This window comes from Autumnicola edwardsiae (assembly GCF_031846505.1).
GTDB lineage: Bacteria > Bacteroidota > Bacteroidia > Flavobacteriales > Flavobacteriaceae > Autumnicola > Autumnicola edwardsiae.
In genome coordinates this window covers 1-14454 of the sequence record NZ_JAVRHP010000082.1, presented here as the reverse complement: position 1 = coordinate 14454, position 14454 = coordinate 1, and the positions used below count along the sequence as shown (strand labels likewise).

Sequence of the window (14454 nt, the reverse complement as noted above, 5' to 3'; positions counted from 1 at the left end):
GTGAGAAAGGTAATAACCTCAAGAATCTATAACTATGGAAACTTTTAAAATTCATACAAAAAATAAAGAGGAATCGAAGGCCGTAAAAGCAGTGCTAAAGGCCTTAAAAATTCCTTTTGAATCTATAGAGGAGAGCCCTTACAAATCCAAATTTGTAGATAAGATCAAGAGAAGTGAGGCTGAAGCCAGAGAAGGGAAGCTAAAAACAATTAAAACAGAAGATTTGTGGAAATAGCCTATACTCCTAAAGCAGTAAAGGATATTTCTTATTGGAAAAAAATCGGTGATAAATCCATTCAGGGTAAAATATTAAACCTTATTGCATCTATGGAGAAAACACCCTTTTCCGGGATCGGTAAACCGGAAGCTCTTAAACATGAGCTTACTGGATACATCGGATAATCTATAAAGTCTTTGCGGCACATATTGAAATCTATTCCCTAAGAGGACATTATGAAAACTTCTAAGAAAGATCCTCCTTCATTTTCTCTATAAGTTCGTCAGTGGTTTCGAACATCACAAATTCCCCGTCTTTTATATAAGAAATCTGCCCGGTTTCCTCGCTCACTACAAGTGCAAGCGCATCGGTTTTTTCAGTGATACCAACAGCGGCACGGTGGCGCAAACCAAAACGAAGCGGGATGGACCTGTCGTTGGAAACCGGAAGGATCACCCGGGTTGCCGTAATTTTGTTGTCTTCAATAACAATCGCGCCGTCATGAAGTGTGCTGTTTTTATAGAAAATTGACTGTAGTATGGGCTTATTAAGTTTGATGTCCATATCATCACCAGAATTCTTTACAAAGTCCAGGCTGGTACTTTTTTGAATCACAATTAAGGCACCGGTAAGACTTTTACCCATCGCTTCACAGGCCTTTACGATAGCTTCTACATTGGTGCTTGTTTCGTCATCCTCCCTGGAAAAACGCCAGCTTCTAAAAATCCTGTTATTATGAGTGAAATTTGTGGAACCAATCATAAGCAAAAACTTCCTTATTTCCTGCTGAAAAACTACAATAAGGGCGAACATTCCCACTCCAATAAATTCTCCCAGCACATTGCTTAAAAGTTCCATTTGAAGAAGCTGGGTAAGCCACCAGCCCAGATAAATAATCACAATGCCCAGAAAAATATTTACCGCGACCGTCCCTCTAACAAGTTTGTACAAATAATAGAGCAGGAGTGCCACAAAAACAATATCTACGATATCGAGAATACGAAGATCAAGAATGTTCAATTTTGTTTGGGTTTTTGTAAAAATATGAAATATACAATTACTTTTCTATGCGCGCGACCAATTTCACACATTCGGCGGCTTCTTTTACATCATGAACCCGTAAAATATTTGCTCCTTTTTGAAGAGAAATGGTATTTAGAACTGTTGTCCCGTTTAAAGCATGTGCTGCAGTGGTATTAAAGGTCTTGTAGATTAGTGATTTTCTGGAGAGACCTGCCAAAATTGGTAATTTAAGCATTTTAAAGGCTTCCAGATTGGATAATAAATCGAAATTCTGCTGAATATTCTTCGCAAAACCGAATCCGGGGTCAATAATGAGATCATTTATGCCTAAATCACGTGCTTTTTTCACTTTTTCTGACAAATAGAACAGAATTTCCTGTATCAGATCGTCATATTGGTTCATTTCCTTCATGTTTTGCGGTGTCCCCTTCATATGCATCATAATATAAGGCACCTGAAATTTGGCAATTATCGGCATCATATCATCATCAAGGCTTCCGGCAGAAATATCGTTAATGATATGGGCGCCTGCCTCAATGGCTTTTTCGGCTACTTTACTGCGGAAGGTGTCTATGGAAAGGATCGCATCGGGAAAATTCTTCAGAATTAGTTCAATTACCGGAATTACGCGTTTAATTTCAGCTTGAGCTGAAATATCTTCGGCTCCGGGGCGGCTGCTGTAACCTCCAATATCAAGAAAATCTGCACCTTCAGCTAACATTTGCGCTGCTTTCTTCAGAATATCATTTTCGGTTTCGGTACGGCTTCCGGAGAAAAACGAGTCGGGCGTAATATTAATAATGCCCATAATTTTAGGTTCTGAAAGGTCGATGAGGTTTCCCCTGCAGTTTATTGTCATTTTTATATATTTAGCCTGTGTAGGACGGAATGAAATTAACTTTGACTAATCGGAATATTTGCCCGAAATTTACGCAAATTACTACTCTTTTATGCAGGATACTTCGAAACAATATGATGAGGTGGTGGAAACCTGCCGCAGCCTTTTCGCGAATAAAATGAAAGATTACGGAAGTGCCTGGCGCATTTTGAGATTGCCTTCTCTTACAGACCAGATTTTTATAAAGGCACAGCGGATTAGGAAACTTCAGGAAAACGAGGTGCGCAAAGTAGATGAAGACGAAAAATCTGAATTTATCGGGATTATAAATTACTCCGTTATGGCCCTTGTTCAGTTAGAAAAAGGAATTGCAGAGCAACCCGATTTGGAAGCTGATGAAGCTGCTGTCTTATACGATGAAAAAATTTCGGAAACCAAGGCTTTAATGATGAACAAGAACCACGATTATGGCGAGGCCTGGCGTGATATGCGCATTAGTTCCCTCACAGATCTTATTCTGCAAAAGCTGCTAAGGGTCAAACAAATTGAGGATAATAAAGGAAAAACGCTGGTGAGCGAAGGTATAGATGCCAATTACCAGGATATGATTAATTACTCGGTTTTTGCACTTATTTTGATGCAGGAAGCGGAGTAGCATAAAAAGCAAATTACATGAAATTATTAGTGGGAATCGCCCGGGTGGTGGTAGGTGTTTTATTCATTTTTTCTGGATTTATAAAACTTAATGATCCCGTTGGGTTCTCTTTTAAATTGCAGGAATATTTTAGTCAGGGTGTTTTAAACATCGAAGTCCTTATTCCATTTGCGCTGGTTATTGCGATCCTTCTTGTGGTTTTTGAGCTTGTGTTGGGAATTATGCTGCTTATAGGCTATCTGCCGAAATTTACGACCTGGAGCCTGCTCCTTATGATTGTCTTTTTTACGTTTCTGACTTTTTATTCGGCATACTTTAATAAAGTAACCGATTGTGGTTGCTTTGGAGATGCTATTCCGTTAACTCCGTGGCAGTCTTTTATAAAAGATGTGATCCTGCTTGTCCTTATTGTATTCTTATTTGTTAAACGCAAATTGATAACACCAGTTTTTGCGCCGGCATCACATAGGTGGATCATTTTTCTTTCATTTATGCTGAGTTTTATTTTCTGTTATTATGTGTTGATGCACCTCCCGGTTTTTGATTTTAGGGCTTATAAAATTGGTGCGAATATTCAGGAAGGAATGGAAGTTCCTGAAGGTGCCCCGGAGGCTATTTATGAGTATAACTGGAAATTTCTTCATGAGGGAGAAGAGGTGATCATTACTACCAATGGGCAATATCCGCAGCAGGAAGGCGAATTTATTGAGGTGGAAACAGAAATTATACAGGAAGGTTACGAGCCGCCAATCCATGATTTTTATATTCAGAAGGACGGGGAAAATTTTACTTCGGAAATACTGGAAGCAGAAAAGGTCTTTTTTATAGTAGCTTATAACCTTAGAAGTACTGAACAGGACGGATACGCAGCCGTGAAGCAGCTAAGTGAAGAGGCTTTGGGGAAAGGTTACAAAGTTGTGGGAGTGACTTCGTCTGGAGAAGAACTTCAGCAGCAAATAATTGAAAAATATGAACTGAACTTTGAGTTCTATCAGGGAGACGAGACCGCATTAAAAACCATTGTACGTTCCAATCCCGGGCTGTTGGTTTTACGAAAAGGTACAATTACTCAAAAGAAGCACTGGTTTGATGCGGCTGATGTGGATTTATAAATCAAATGCAAATTCTGATAAAAAATTGATAAAAAACATTGCTTAAATGCAAAGCCTTGTGCTTATGTTTTTTGTTATCGATATATTTGTGAAATTCAGCAAAACTGAAGAAAAAACCAAGTGAAATTTTATCCTGAAAGGATCCAACCAAAATATTATGAGAAAACAAATAGTAGCAGGAAACTGGAAAATGAATAACGATCTTGCCGAAACGCAGGAACTTCTTTCCCACATTAAAATGCAATTGGTTAAAGAACCTGAAGCAGAAGTTATGGTCGCTCCTTCTTTTACCAACCTTTACAGCACGTTTGAAGCTCTAAAAGATACACCTATAAAAGTGGCGGCACAGAATATGCATCAAAGTAAGAGCGGTGCTTTTACTGGAGAAATTTCTGCATCTATGCTTAAAAGTATTGGTGTTACCACAGTTATTTTAGGGCATAGTGAGCGTAGAGCACATTTTCATGAAACGAATGAAATTCTTGCAGAGAAAGTGAATACGGCTATAGAGAATGATATGGAAGTGATTTTCTGCTTTGGGGAGGAACTTCAGGATCGTAAAGGTGAGAAGCATTTTGAGGTGGTAGAAAAGCAACTTAAGGAAAGCCTTTACCAGATTTCTGAAGATGCGTGGAGCAAAATCATCCTGGCTTATGAGCCTGTTTGGGCAATTGGTACAGGAGAGACTGCTTCTCCGGAACAGGCACAGGAAATGCACGCTTTTATAAGAAAAAATATTGCTGAAAACTTTAGTGAAGAAATTGCAGAAAATGTTTCTATTCTTTACGGCGGAAGTGTAAAACCGAATAATGCAAAAGAAATTTTTGCCAAGAAAGACGTAGATGGCGGACTTATTGGCGGAGCTAGCCTTAAGGCCACTGATTTTATTGCACTGGTAAACTCCTTCTAAATGGCATCAAATTATCTTGAATTCATATTCACAACAGACCCTGTCCAGCCCGCTTCAGAAATTCTGATAGCCGAGCTGGGCTATCTTGGATTCGAGAGTTTTGTTGAAAATGAAGACGGAGTTACAGCTTATATTCCTTCAGAAGAATTTGAAGAGGACCTTTTTGCAGGAGTTCATATTTTACATTCAGATGAATTTCAGATTACATATTCCCGTGAGGAAATTGAGCGGGTAAACTGGAATGAAGAATGGGAAAAGAATTTTAGTCCGATAATCGTGGATGATATTTGCAGTGTTCGGGCACCTTTTCATCCAAAGCCTGATACGGATTATGATATTGTAATTGAGCCAAAAATGTCATTTGGGACGGGACATCATGCGACCACGCATATGATGATTAAGCTTATCCTAGAGAATGAATGGAAAGGAAAATCTGTTCTTGATATGGGCTGCGGCACTGGGGTACTGGCTATTCTGGCGGCTATGAAAGGGGCAGAAAAAATTGAAGCAAGAGATATTGATAATTGGTGTTACCTGAATACGCTGGAGAATATACAGCGCAACGATTGTGAGCATATAGATGTTGAGGAAGGCGGGGCAGAGCTTCTGGAAGGAAAAAAATATGACAGCATTCTCGCCAATATTAACAGGAATATACTACTGAAGGATTTACCTGTTTATGTTAAAACCTTAAATCGTGATGGGGAGCTTTACTTAAGTGGCTTTTATACAGAAGATCTAAAGGTGATTGAAAAGGCCTGTATAGATTTGGGTTTAAGTTATATGAACCATGTGGAAAGAAATAATTGGGTAGCTGTAAAGTTTTCATTGTTAGATTTTTAGGTGAAATTTGTATCTTTAAACCTTAAATCTTTTTATTTAAAAACTGATTGAAGATGAGCACGAAAGAAGAAGTTTTAGAAAAGAAAAGTACAAAAACGAAGACGCAGAAGGAAAATGAGATTGTACTTTATAATGATGATTACAACACTTTTGATCATGTAATAGAAACGCTGATCTATACCTGTGACCATACTCCGGAGCAGGCAGAGCAGTGTTCGCTTTTAGTTCACTACAAAGGAAAATGCACGGTAAAAACAGGTCCTTATGATGATTTGGAACCAAGATGTTCCAAAATTTTGGATGCAGGACTCAGTGCAGAAATAGTTTGATCTAAAAAATGTCACCTATATCTTTTCAGAAATTAAAATAAACTTTATATTTGCACCCGCAAAAAGGCCTTGTGGCGCAACTGAATAGCGCACCTGATTACGGCTCAGGAGGTTCCAGGTTTGAATCCTGGCAAGGTCACTTTTACGAATAGCAATTCGTATCAAAACCGCGCAAATCTAAGGATTGGCGAGGTTTTTTAGGTTTTGGGGAATCATTTAATTTGATTCGAGCTGATTTAGAAAGGTAGCAAAAAGACACCTTAATATCTAAAAGACACCTGAGGTGTCTTTTAGATATTGTTTTTAGTTTGAACCATATAGTTGATTTGACTTCATCTAATTATTAAATTGTTTAATTAAAAGATGACAACTATGAGTACTTCAAACACATTTTCAATTTTGTTTTTGGTTAATTCCAAAAAGGTTCCCGGCGATTTGGTAACTATCTATGTTAGAATCACCGTAAACCAGAGAAGATCCACAATCAGTTTGAAAAGAATCCCTTTAAAATCCTGGGATCCTGGCAAAAAAAAGAGCTCGGGGAAATTCTGTTGAGGCAAAACAGGTAAATCAATATTTAGATCTTGTACAATCCAAGCTTTTTCAATGTTACCAAGAGTTAGTTTTCAAAGGTAAGAAGGTTACAGCCAAATTGATAAAAGCTGTATACCTTGGAGAAGATGAAAATTCTAAAACTCTTCAAAATCTGATTGACTACCACTCCGGAAAAATAGAAAAAACCCTGGCTTCGGGAACCAACAAAAACTTCAAGATAACTGATGGCTACCTCTTTAAATTTTTAATTAAAGAAAGAAAAACTTCAGATATATATCTGAGGGAACTGGATTACAGGTTCCTTTGTGATTTTGAAAACTACCTTATCTTTTGCTATCCTAAGGATCATTCAAAAGCCATGAGCCATAATACCGCTATGAAACATATCCAGCGGTTGCGTAAAATGGTCACTCAGGTTTATAGAAAAAATTCTCCTTCGAGTATGCCTGATATGAGGAATTTGCTCACTGAGAGAGAGATAAGAGATTTGGTGAGTTATTTAGCGACTTTAAAGGAAGATGAAATGAATGCAGGAAAATTACAAGAAGAATTTTTTACTCATGGCGAATAGTTTTTTGTTATTATGCTCAACCTTCGGATTTTTGCTATCGATTACAAGAAATAACTTTTAGTTACCCGGTTTATATGTTACTACTTATTTTAAATTCTGTTTTTTGTCTCGCTTTTGCGGGATTTGCTTATGTAAATTTAAACGATAAAGATTCTTGGCTTTGGGTTTCGATATATATGGTGGCGTCTATAGCGTGTGCGTTTGCCGCTTTTGAGTATTATTTTCCCACAGCTTATCTTATCGCTATCATTTTCTACCTGATTTATGCAATCGTATTATTCTTCTCCAAAGAAGGAGTCTTGGATTGGATTACCAAATATAAACAGGAAAGTATTGTTCAGAGTATGCAGGCGACCAAACCTTATATTGAAAAAACCAGGGAGTTCTTTGGTTTACTAATTATTAGTGCTGCTCTGGCGATGAACTATTTTGTTGTCCAGTAAGAAAAGGAGCCTAAGGTTGTGCAGAGAAGTAGATTAAAACGCTTACTATTTTAATTTTCTGCCTTAAAAAGCGATCTGTGGAGAAGTTCCAATTTAACCCAAAATCTTATTCTTTTATAAGGTGTTTTAAACAATTATATCTATCTTGATATTGAAATATTTAACGATGCAAATAGAGAAAATTTTATGACTGCTCAGGTAGATATAACGAAGGCATCTGCGTTTCTAAAAACAATAATTACAGGACAGGCCAATGAGAAAGAACTGGAATGGCTAGATGAACAGGAGGATAAACTTCGAAACAATTTTCAATTATCTTCATTCTATATTGCCTTCAGTTCAACCTCCCGTTTTATTAGAAAAGAATCTCTAATCTTTTCTGAAGAACAATTAATTGAGGCAGATAGAATTCGGAATGGATTCCAGCCACAATATCTGAGTTTGTTGCAGTCCGTTAGAATCTATTTGTTGTTAATGCTTCCGCATAAAGACACACAAAAATATACGTCAAATCTTCAAAGGCTTCATGAAACTGCTGATATGGATGAGCAGGTGACATTATATTGCGCATTGCCACTTTTTCCTTATCCTGAAGAGTTATCAAAAAGTGCTGCAGAAGGGATAAGAACCAATATTACCGATGTTTTTGATGCCATAGCCCTCAACAACCCTTATCCGGCAGATTACCTGAATCAGCAGGCATGGAATCAAATGATTTTAAAAGCTGTTTTTATGCAGCGACCATTGTACAGGATTTATAGAGCAGAAGAGCGTGCAAATCCTGAACTGGCAGAGATGCTTATAGATTTCGCTCATGAACGTTGGGCAGCAAACCGGAAGGTTTTACCGGGATTATGGCGTTTTGTAGGTCCATTTTTGAATCAAACCTATTTTACAGATCTTGAGAAAGTTATTAAAGGTAATGACGACCTCGAAAAAGATGCCGGTTTATTAGCCTGTGCAAATAGCGAGTTTCCGGCGGCACAGCAGTTGCTTGATCAGTATCCAAAAATAAAGAAAGATATAGAAAACGGTAAATTGAATTGGACGATCATAGGGAAGAGATTTGAAGATGAACTTCAAAAGTGAGAACGGCCTATAATTCGTATCTCTAAATTGAATTGACTGTTTTAATTCAATAAATCAGCTAGAATTAGTTTTATCTAATAACCTATAAAAAATATACTATGTTTATAGATCCTCATATTCATGTGAGTTCACGTACAACAGATGATTACGAAGCCATGCAGCGGGCGGGTATAAAGGCAATTATAGAACCGGCTTTCTGGTTAGGTCAACCCCGCACAAAAGTGGGGAGTTTTCAGGATTATTTTAACAGCCTCGTAGGATGGGAACGCTTTAGGGCGAGCCAGTTCGGGATTAAACATTATTGTACCATTGGTTTAAACTCTAAAGAAGCTAATAATGAAGCTTTGGCAGAAGAAGTAATGGAATTATTGCCTCTCTACGTGGGCAAAGAAGGAGTTGTTGCTGTAGGAGAGATTGGTTATGACGACCAGACAAAAGCAGAAGATAAATATTACCGCCTGCAACTGGATCTGGCCAAAGAAGTCAATTTACCGGTAATGATTCACACTCCTCACCGCGATAAAAAGAGAGGAACCATAAAAAGTATGGATGTAAGTGAAGAGCACGGTCTTGATCCTTCTATGGTTGTGGTCGACCATAACAATGAGGAGACGGTACGGGAAGTAGTGGATAGAGGCTATTGGGCTGCCTTTACCATTTATCCCCATACCAAAATGGGTAGTGAGCGAATGGTTGAAATTATTCGGCAGTACGGAGCAGAAAGAATCATTGTAGACAGCGCTGCCGATTGGGGTATTAGTGATCCACTGGCTGTTCCGAAAACTGCAAAATTGATGAAAGAAAAGGGGATCGAAGACGAACTTATCCACCTGGCATGTTATCAGAATGCACTTACTGCATATGGACATAGCGGACAGATGAAAGAAAGCGACTGGTTAAACGCCGAACCGATAGATCAGCGAAAAAAGCTATCGGGGAATACCGTATTAAGAGGAGGACAGTCTCCAAAAGTAGAAGGCGATTCATCCTCAGATATAATAGAAAATTAAGAAAACTACGTTGAACATCAGGATGAATACCATTCTTGCTCACTTACAGCTGATGCGACCAGCAAATATTGTCACTGCAATTGCCGACATTTTAGCTGGTTTTGCTGTCTCCGGAGCTGCTCTACAACTCTTTTCGCCGGAAATAGGGTATACTCCCTCTCTGTTAAATTCTATACTATGGCTTATTGTAGCTACGATAGGATTATATGGAGGAGGGATCGTATTCAATGATGTTTTTGATGCAGAGCTTGATAGAAAGGAACGACCGGAAAGACCTATTCCCAGTGGAAGAGCTTCAGTTTTAAGTGCCAGCATCCTGGCAGTAATATTGTTTATAATTGGGTTTGTTGCTGCCTGGCAGGTATCTGTCCTTAGTACGATAATTGCCCTGGCCGTGGCTGTCTTGGCTGTTATGTACAATGCCTGGGGAAAACACCAGCTCATTTTCGGTCCTGTGAATATGGGATTATGCAGAGGGGGAAATTTGTTGCTGGGAATGAGTGCTATTCCTGCTGCAATTCAGGATTTATGGTTTATTGCCATGCTTCCTGTTATTTATATTGCAGCTATAACTATGATAAGCAGGGGGGAAGTACATGGTGGAAATAAAAAAGCCATTGTAGGAGGAGCTGTTATGTATGGTATCATTATTTTGGCAATTATCGTCCTTGCTTTGCGTTCAGAAATTGTTTGGTGGCAGGTAATGCCTTTTGTACTACTGTTCTCATTTCTTATCTTCCGGCCATTAATAAAAGCACTAAAAAAGCAGGAACCGCGGTTGATTGGAAAAGCAGTAAAGGCAGGTGTTCTTTCTTTAATTGTACTTAATGCTTCCCTGGCAACGGTTTTTGCGGGCTGGATTTACGGATTGGTCGTTCTCATGCTATTACCGGTTTCCCTGCTAATAGCAAAAAAATTCTCTGTAACCTGATTGGCTTCAGGAGCAACTTTTAAAAATGATTTAATGAAATCTATACAACAGAAGTTTTCTGTTCCATTTAAATATACTGTTCATTTCACAGAAGAAATTTTCAGTTTAAATAACAAGCTTTTTGCACATACCGTAAAGGATTCTCGTGCAGCCAAACTGTTTTTCATTATAGATGAGGGAGTAGTAACAGCACATCCTTCTCTATGTGATAATATTAAAAAATATGCTGAAGCTCATTCACAGGATTTTATTCTGTGTGCAGATCCTATGATAGTTCCGGGAGGGGAAGGCGTGAAAAATGACAAGCGTTACGTAGAGCAAATTCTGGATGCAAGTAATTCGTATGGGATAGACCGGCATTCTTTTATTGTAGCCATTGGTGGAGGTGCGGTGCTTGATATGGCCGGTTTTGCCACGGCTATTGCTCATAGAGGTATTCGGCATATTCGTATACCAACCACTGTTCTTGCTCAGAATGATTCAGGGATAGGAGTTAAAAACAGTGTGAATGCTTATAAAAAGAAGAATTTCCTGGGAACATTTGCTCCTCCTTTTGCAGTTATTAATGATAGCACCTTTCTAAATACGCTGGACGAGAGGGATTGGCGTTCGGGTATTTCAGAAGCTGTTAAAGTTGCCCTTATAAAGGATGCTTCTTTTTTTGAGTGGCTGGAAGCAAATGCCGCAGATCTCACAGCAAGGAAAATGCCTCCCATGGAAGAATTGATTTACCGATGTGCCAAAATGCATCTGGATCATATTGCAGGGGGCGATCCTTTTGAAATGGGCTCATCACGCCCTTTGGATTTTGGTCATTGGGCAGCACATAAACTTGAGCAGCTTACCAATTATGAGTTAAGACATGGGGAAGCAGTAGCCATAGGTATTTGCCTGGATGCTACCTATTCTTATCTGAAAGGTTTAATTTCTGTTGAAGATTTAAATCGCATTATTTCCCTGTTCAGAAAATTAAAATTCCCTGTACATATTCCGGAGCTATCAGGAGACAATCTTGTAAACGGACTGGAAGAGTTTCGGGAACATTTAGGAGGGGAATTAACTATCATGCTGTTAAGCGATATTGGCCAGGGAATTGAAGTTCATGAAATGGACACCCAATTAATATTTAAAGCGGCAGAGAAGCTTGAAGGGTTTCAGAAAGAGTAATTACAATTACAACGTGGTGGAAGTTTCCTCGTCCTTAAAAACAATGGTTCTCCCGCAGAAATTATACTGAATAAATATAGTTCAATGCATATAAACGGATATCACCTTACCTATTGTACCAACATTCATCCCGGGGAAAGTTGGGAAGAAACTTTTAGTAATTTAAAGAAATATATCCCGCAAATTAAAGCTGAAGTTTCTCCTGGTGCTGCTTTTGGAATCGGCCTTCGGTTATCTGATAAAGCCAGCAAATCAATTTTGGAAAGTGATAATCTTTCGGATTTTAAAAGCTGGTTAGCTGAAAGTAATTGCTATGTTTTTACTTTTAATGGATTTCCTTTTGGAGGATTTCATCATCAGTCAGTAAAAGATCAGGTACATCATCCCGATTGGACTACCAATGAACGTTTGGGTTATACCCTTCGGCTTTTCGATATATTGTCCGGACTTCTTCCGGAAGGAATGGAGGGAGGTATCTCAACCTCTCCTCTTTCTTACAAGTATTGGCAACCTGTACAAACAAATAAAAATGAAGTGCTGCTAAAGGCGACACTTCATATAGCTAAAATTGCTGAAAAACTCTATAAGATTCAGCAGGATAAAGGTCAGGTCCTGCACCTGGATATCGAACCTGAGCCTGATGGACTGCTGGAGAATACACGTGAAGTAATCGTTTGGTATAATGAATGGTTAATCCCGCAGGGAACGGCATACCTGAAAGAACAGTTAAATATTTCTGATACAGAGGCAGAGACCTGCCTGAAAAACCATATTCGCCTTTGTTATGATGTATGCCACTTTGCTATTGTTTATGAAAAACCAGCAGAGGTTTTTTCATTGCTGGAGGCGGAAGGAATCAGCATTGGAAAGATCCAGATAAGTGCCGCTCTTAAAGCAAACCTATCCGAAAGTACCGAGCAAAGGAAATCGGTTAGAGATGCCCTGGCTCCATTTGTAGAATCTACTTATCTCCACCAGGTAGTGGAAAGAAGTTCCGAAGGGAAATTAACTCATTATCCTGATTTACCACAAGCCCTGGAAAAATTAAATGGTCCTGGTGCAGTTGAATGGCGTACCCATTTTCATGTACCTGTTTTCCTCTCTAATTACGGTCAACTAGAATCCACTCAGGAGGATATTCTTGAAGTTTTTGAATATATAAAGAAGAAAGAGATCACTCATCACCTGGAAGTCGAAACTTATACTTGGGAAGTACTTCCGGATGATATCCAGTTGGAAATAGTAGATTCTATAGTGCGGGAATTGCAATGGGTACAGAAAAACTTATAAAATGAAGAAAACGGTAGTCCTAAATGTAGTAGCTCTATCTTCCCGTCTTATTGGGAAACACACTCCTTTCCTGAAGAAATGGTCTGAAGGAGGAAAAAAAGCAAATATTAAACCTCTGCTTCCTGCTGTAACCTGTTCTTCTCAGGCAACTTATTTTACGGGTAAATGGCCGGCCGAACACGGAGTTGTCGGTAATGGCTGGTGCTTTCGTGATGAATATGAAATTAAATTCTGGCGACAGTCCAATAAACTGGTACAGGCTCCCAAAATATGGGAGGAGTTAAAAAAAGAGGATCCCAATTTCACTTGCGCAAATATGTTCTGGTGGTTTAATATGAACTCTACAGTAGATTTTGCCGTCACTCCGCGTCCATTGTATCCTGCCACGGGTCTTAAACTTCCGGATATCCACAGCCAACCTATGGATCTCCGGCAGAAGTTGCAGAATGAGTTGGGACAATTTCCGTTATTTTCTTTTTGGGGTCCAAACGCAAATATAGAATCCACCCGGTGGATAGCTGATGCCTCCATGATGGTGGATAAATGGCATGATCCCACACTTACACTTATTTACCTGCCGCACCTGGATTATAACCTGCAGAGGGTAGGGATAGATTTTTCTAAAATGGGAAAGGATCTTCAGGAGATAGATAAGGTTTGTGAAGATCTTATTACGTATTACGAAAGTAAGGGAGCAGAAGTTATGGTTGTTTCTGAATATGGAATTACAGATGTTAATAATCCGGTTCATATAAACAGGGTATTACGGGAGAACGGATACATTTCTGTAAAAGACGAACTGGGGCGTGAAACGCTGGATACCTGGGCCAGTAGAGCTTTTGGAGTGGCAGATCATCAATTGGCACATATTTACATTAAAGATCCTCTGGATATTCCTGCGGTAAAAAAGCTTCTCGAAGAGACTCCGGATATTGAGCTAGTGCTGGATGAGGAGGGGAAAAAAGATTACCACCTCAACCATGAAAGGGCAGGGGATTTGGTGGTTATGGCGGACGAGAAATCCTGGTTTACTTATTACTTCTGGCTGGACGATAAAAAAGCCCCGGATTATGCGAGAACGGTAGATATTCACCGGAAACCTGGTTACGATCCTGTGGAAACATTTGCCGATCCAAAAATTAAGTTTCTGATGGGAAAAATTGGATGGACCCTCCTGAAGAAAAAGTTGGGGTTCAGATATCTTATGGATGTGATTCCACTGGATGCAACCTTAGTTAAAGGTTCTCATGGAAGAACCAATAAAGAGAAGGAGGACTGGCCAGTTTTCATTACTCAAAAGCCGGAACTCTTAGAAAGAACAGCTATTGATTCCGTAGATGTGTACGATTTAATCATTAAACATCTCAAATAATGATTATCATTTTAATATTGATATTGTAATCTATGTTCCTGATTAATTATTTTTTTATATTTCTGCAGCTATTTTAATATTTTTTTCACATTAATCTGT

The 14454-nt window shown here is 38.9% G+C and carries 17 protein-coding genes and 1 tRNA gene; 16 read left to right on the top strand and 2 right to left on the bottom strand.

What is annotated here, in order from left to right:
- Positions 1-34: 34 nt before the first annotated feature.
- Together RM529_RS13270 and RM529_RS13265 are read left to right on the top strand one after the other, a co-directional pair.
- Positions 35-235: a DUF2683 family protein gene (locus RM529_RS13270; protein WP_311485262.1), complete on the top strand. Its 201-nt coding sequence runs from the start codon at positions 35-37 to the stop codon at positions 233-235.
- Positions 226-402: a type II toxin-antitoxin system YoeB family toxin gene (locus tag RM529_RS13265; protein WP_311485261.1), complete on the top strand. Its 177-nt coding sequence runs from the start codon at positions 226-228 to the stop codon at positions 400-402. The genes RM529_RS13270 and RM529_RS13265 overlap by 10 nt, the downstream gene beginning before the upstream one ends.
- A 61-nt stretch (positions 403-463) precedes the next feature.
- On the opposite strand, the gene cdaA is transcribed toward RM529_RS13265, so the two are convergent.
- The gene (gene cdaA / locus RM529_RS13260) at positions 464-1237 is read right to left on the bottom strand and encodes a diadenylate cyclase CdaA (protein ID WP_311485260.1); all 774 of its coding nucleotides are present in this window, start codon (positions 1235-1237) and stop codon (positions 464-466) included.
- A gap of 37 nt (positions 1238-1274) precedes the next feature.
- Entirely contained in the window at positions 1275-2099 is an 825-nt protein-coding gene (gene folP, locus RM529_RS13255) for a dihydropteroate synthase (RefSeq protein WP_311485259.1), read from the bottom strand.
- 91 nt (positions 2100-2190) lie between these two features.
- Between folP and RM529_RS13250 the strand changes: the two genes are divergently transcribed.
- From RM529_RS13250 to RM529_RS13185, 14 genes are all read left to right on the top strand, one after another.
- On the top strand, positions 2191-2733 hold the full coding sequence (locus RM529_RS13250) for a DUF1599 domain-containing protein (RefSeq protein WP_311485258.1): 543 nt from the start codon (positions 2191-2193) through the stop codon (positions 2731-2733).
- Positions 2734-2750: 17 nt separating this feature from the next.
- Entirely contained in the window at positions 2751-3845 is a 1095-nt protein-coding gene (locus RM529_RS13245; protein ID WP_311485257.1) for a BT_3928 family protein, read from the top strand.
- Positions 3846-4002: 157 nt separating this feature from the next.
- Entirely contained in the window at positions 4003-4755 is a 753-nt protein-coding gene (gene tpiA, locus RM529_RS13240; RefSeq protein ID WP_311485256.1) for a triose-phosphate isomerase, read from the top strand.
- On the top strand, positions 4756-5598 hold the full coding sequence (gene prmA, locus RM529_RS13235) for a 50S ribosomal protein L11 methyltransferase (protein WP_311485255.1): 843 nt from the start codon (positions 4756-4758) through the stop codon (positions 5596-5598).
- 53 nt (positions 5599-5651) lie between these two features.
- Positions 5652-5927, top strand: a complete 276-nt coding sequence (locus RM529_RS13230) for an ATP-dependent Clp protease adaptor ClpS (protein ID WP_311485254.1) — start codon at positions 5652-5654, stop codon at positions 5925-5927.
- Positions 5928-5992: 65 nt separating this feature from the next.
- A tRNA-Arg gene (locus RM529_RS13225) sits at positions 5993-6066 on the top strand.
- A gap of 513 nt (positions 6067-6579) precedes the next feature.
- Positions 6580-7053: a phage integrase SAM-like domain-containing protein gene (locus RM529_RS13220; RefSeq protein WP_311485253.1), complete on the top strand. Its 474-nt coding sequence runs from the start codon at positions 6580-6582 to the stop codon at positions 7051-7053.
- 74 nt (positions 7054-7127) lie between these two features.
- The gene (locus RM529_RS13215; protein ID WP_311485252.1) at positions 7128-7496 is read left to right on the top strand and encodes a transmembrane 220 family protein; all 369 of its coding nucleotides are present in this window, start codon (positions 7128-7130) and stop codon (positions 7494-7496) included.
- A 186-nt stretch (positions 7497-7682) separates the two neighbouring features.
- Positions 7683-8585 carry an EboA domain-containing protein gene (locus RM529_RS13210; protein ID WP_311485251.1) on the top strand — a complete coding sequence of 301 codons (903 nt, stop codon included), beginning with the start codon at positions 7683-7685 and terminating at the stop codon, positions 8583-8585.
- Between the two features lie 98 nt (positions 8586-8683).
- Positions 8684-9595 (top strand): TatD family hydrolase, encoded by a 912-nt coding sequence (locus tag RM529_RS13205; protein WP_311485250.1) that lies wholly within the window; start codon positions 8684-8686, stop codon positions 9593-9595.
- Between the two features lie 22 nt (positions 9596-9617).
- Positions 9618-10526: a UbiA-like protein EboC gene (gene eboC / locus RM529_RS13200; RefSeq protein ID WP_311485249.1), complete on the top strand. Its 909-nt coding sequence runs from the start codon at positions 9618-9620 to the stop codon at positions 10524-10526.
- 33 nt (positions 10527-10559) lie between these two features.
- A complete protein-coding gene (locus tag RM529_RS13195) occupies positions 10560-11693 on the top strand; it encodes a 3-dehydroquinate synthase (protein WP_311485248.1) in 1134 nt (377 codons plus the stop codon).
- An 84-nt stretch (positions 11694-11777) separates the two neighbouring features.
- The gene (gene eboE, locus RM529_RS13190) at positions 11778-12983 is read left to right on the top strand and encodes a metabolite traffic protein EboE (RefSeq protein ID WP_311485247.1); all 1206 of its coding nucleotides are present in this window, start codon (positions 11778-11780) and stop codon (positions 12981-12983) included.
- Between the two features lies 1 nt (position 12984).
- Positions 12985-14355 (top strand): alkaline phosphatase family protein, encoded by a 1371-nt coding sequence (locus RM529_RS13185; protein ID WP_311485246.1) that lies wholly within the window; start codon positions 12985-12987, stop codon positions 14353-14355.
- Positions 14356-14454 lie beyond the last annotated feature (99 nt).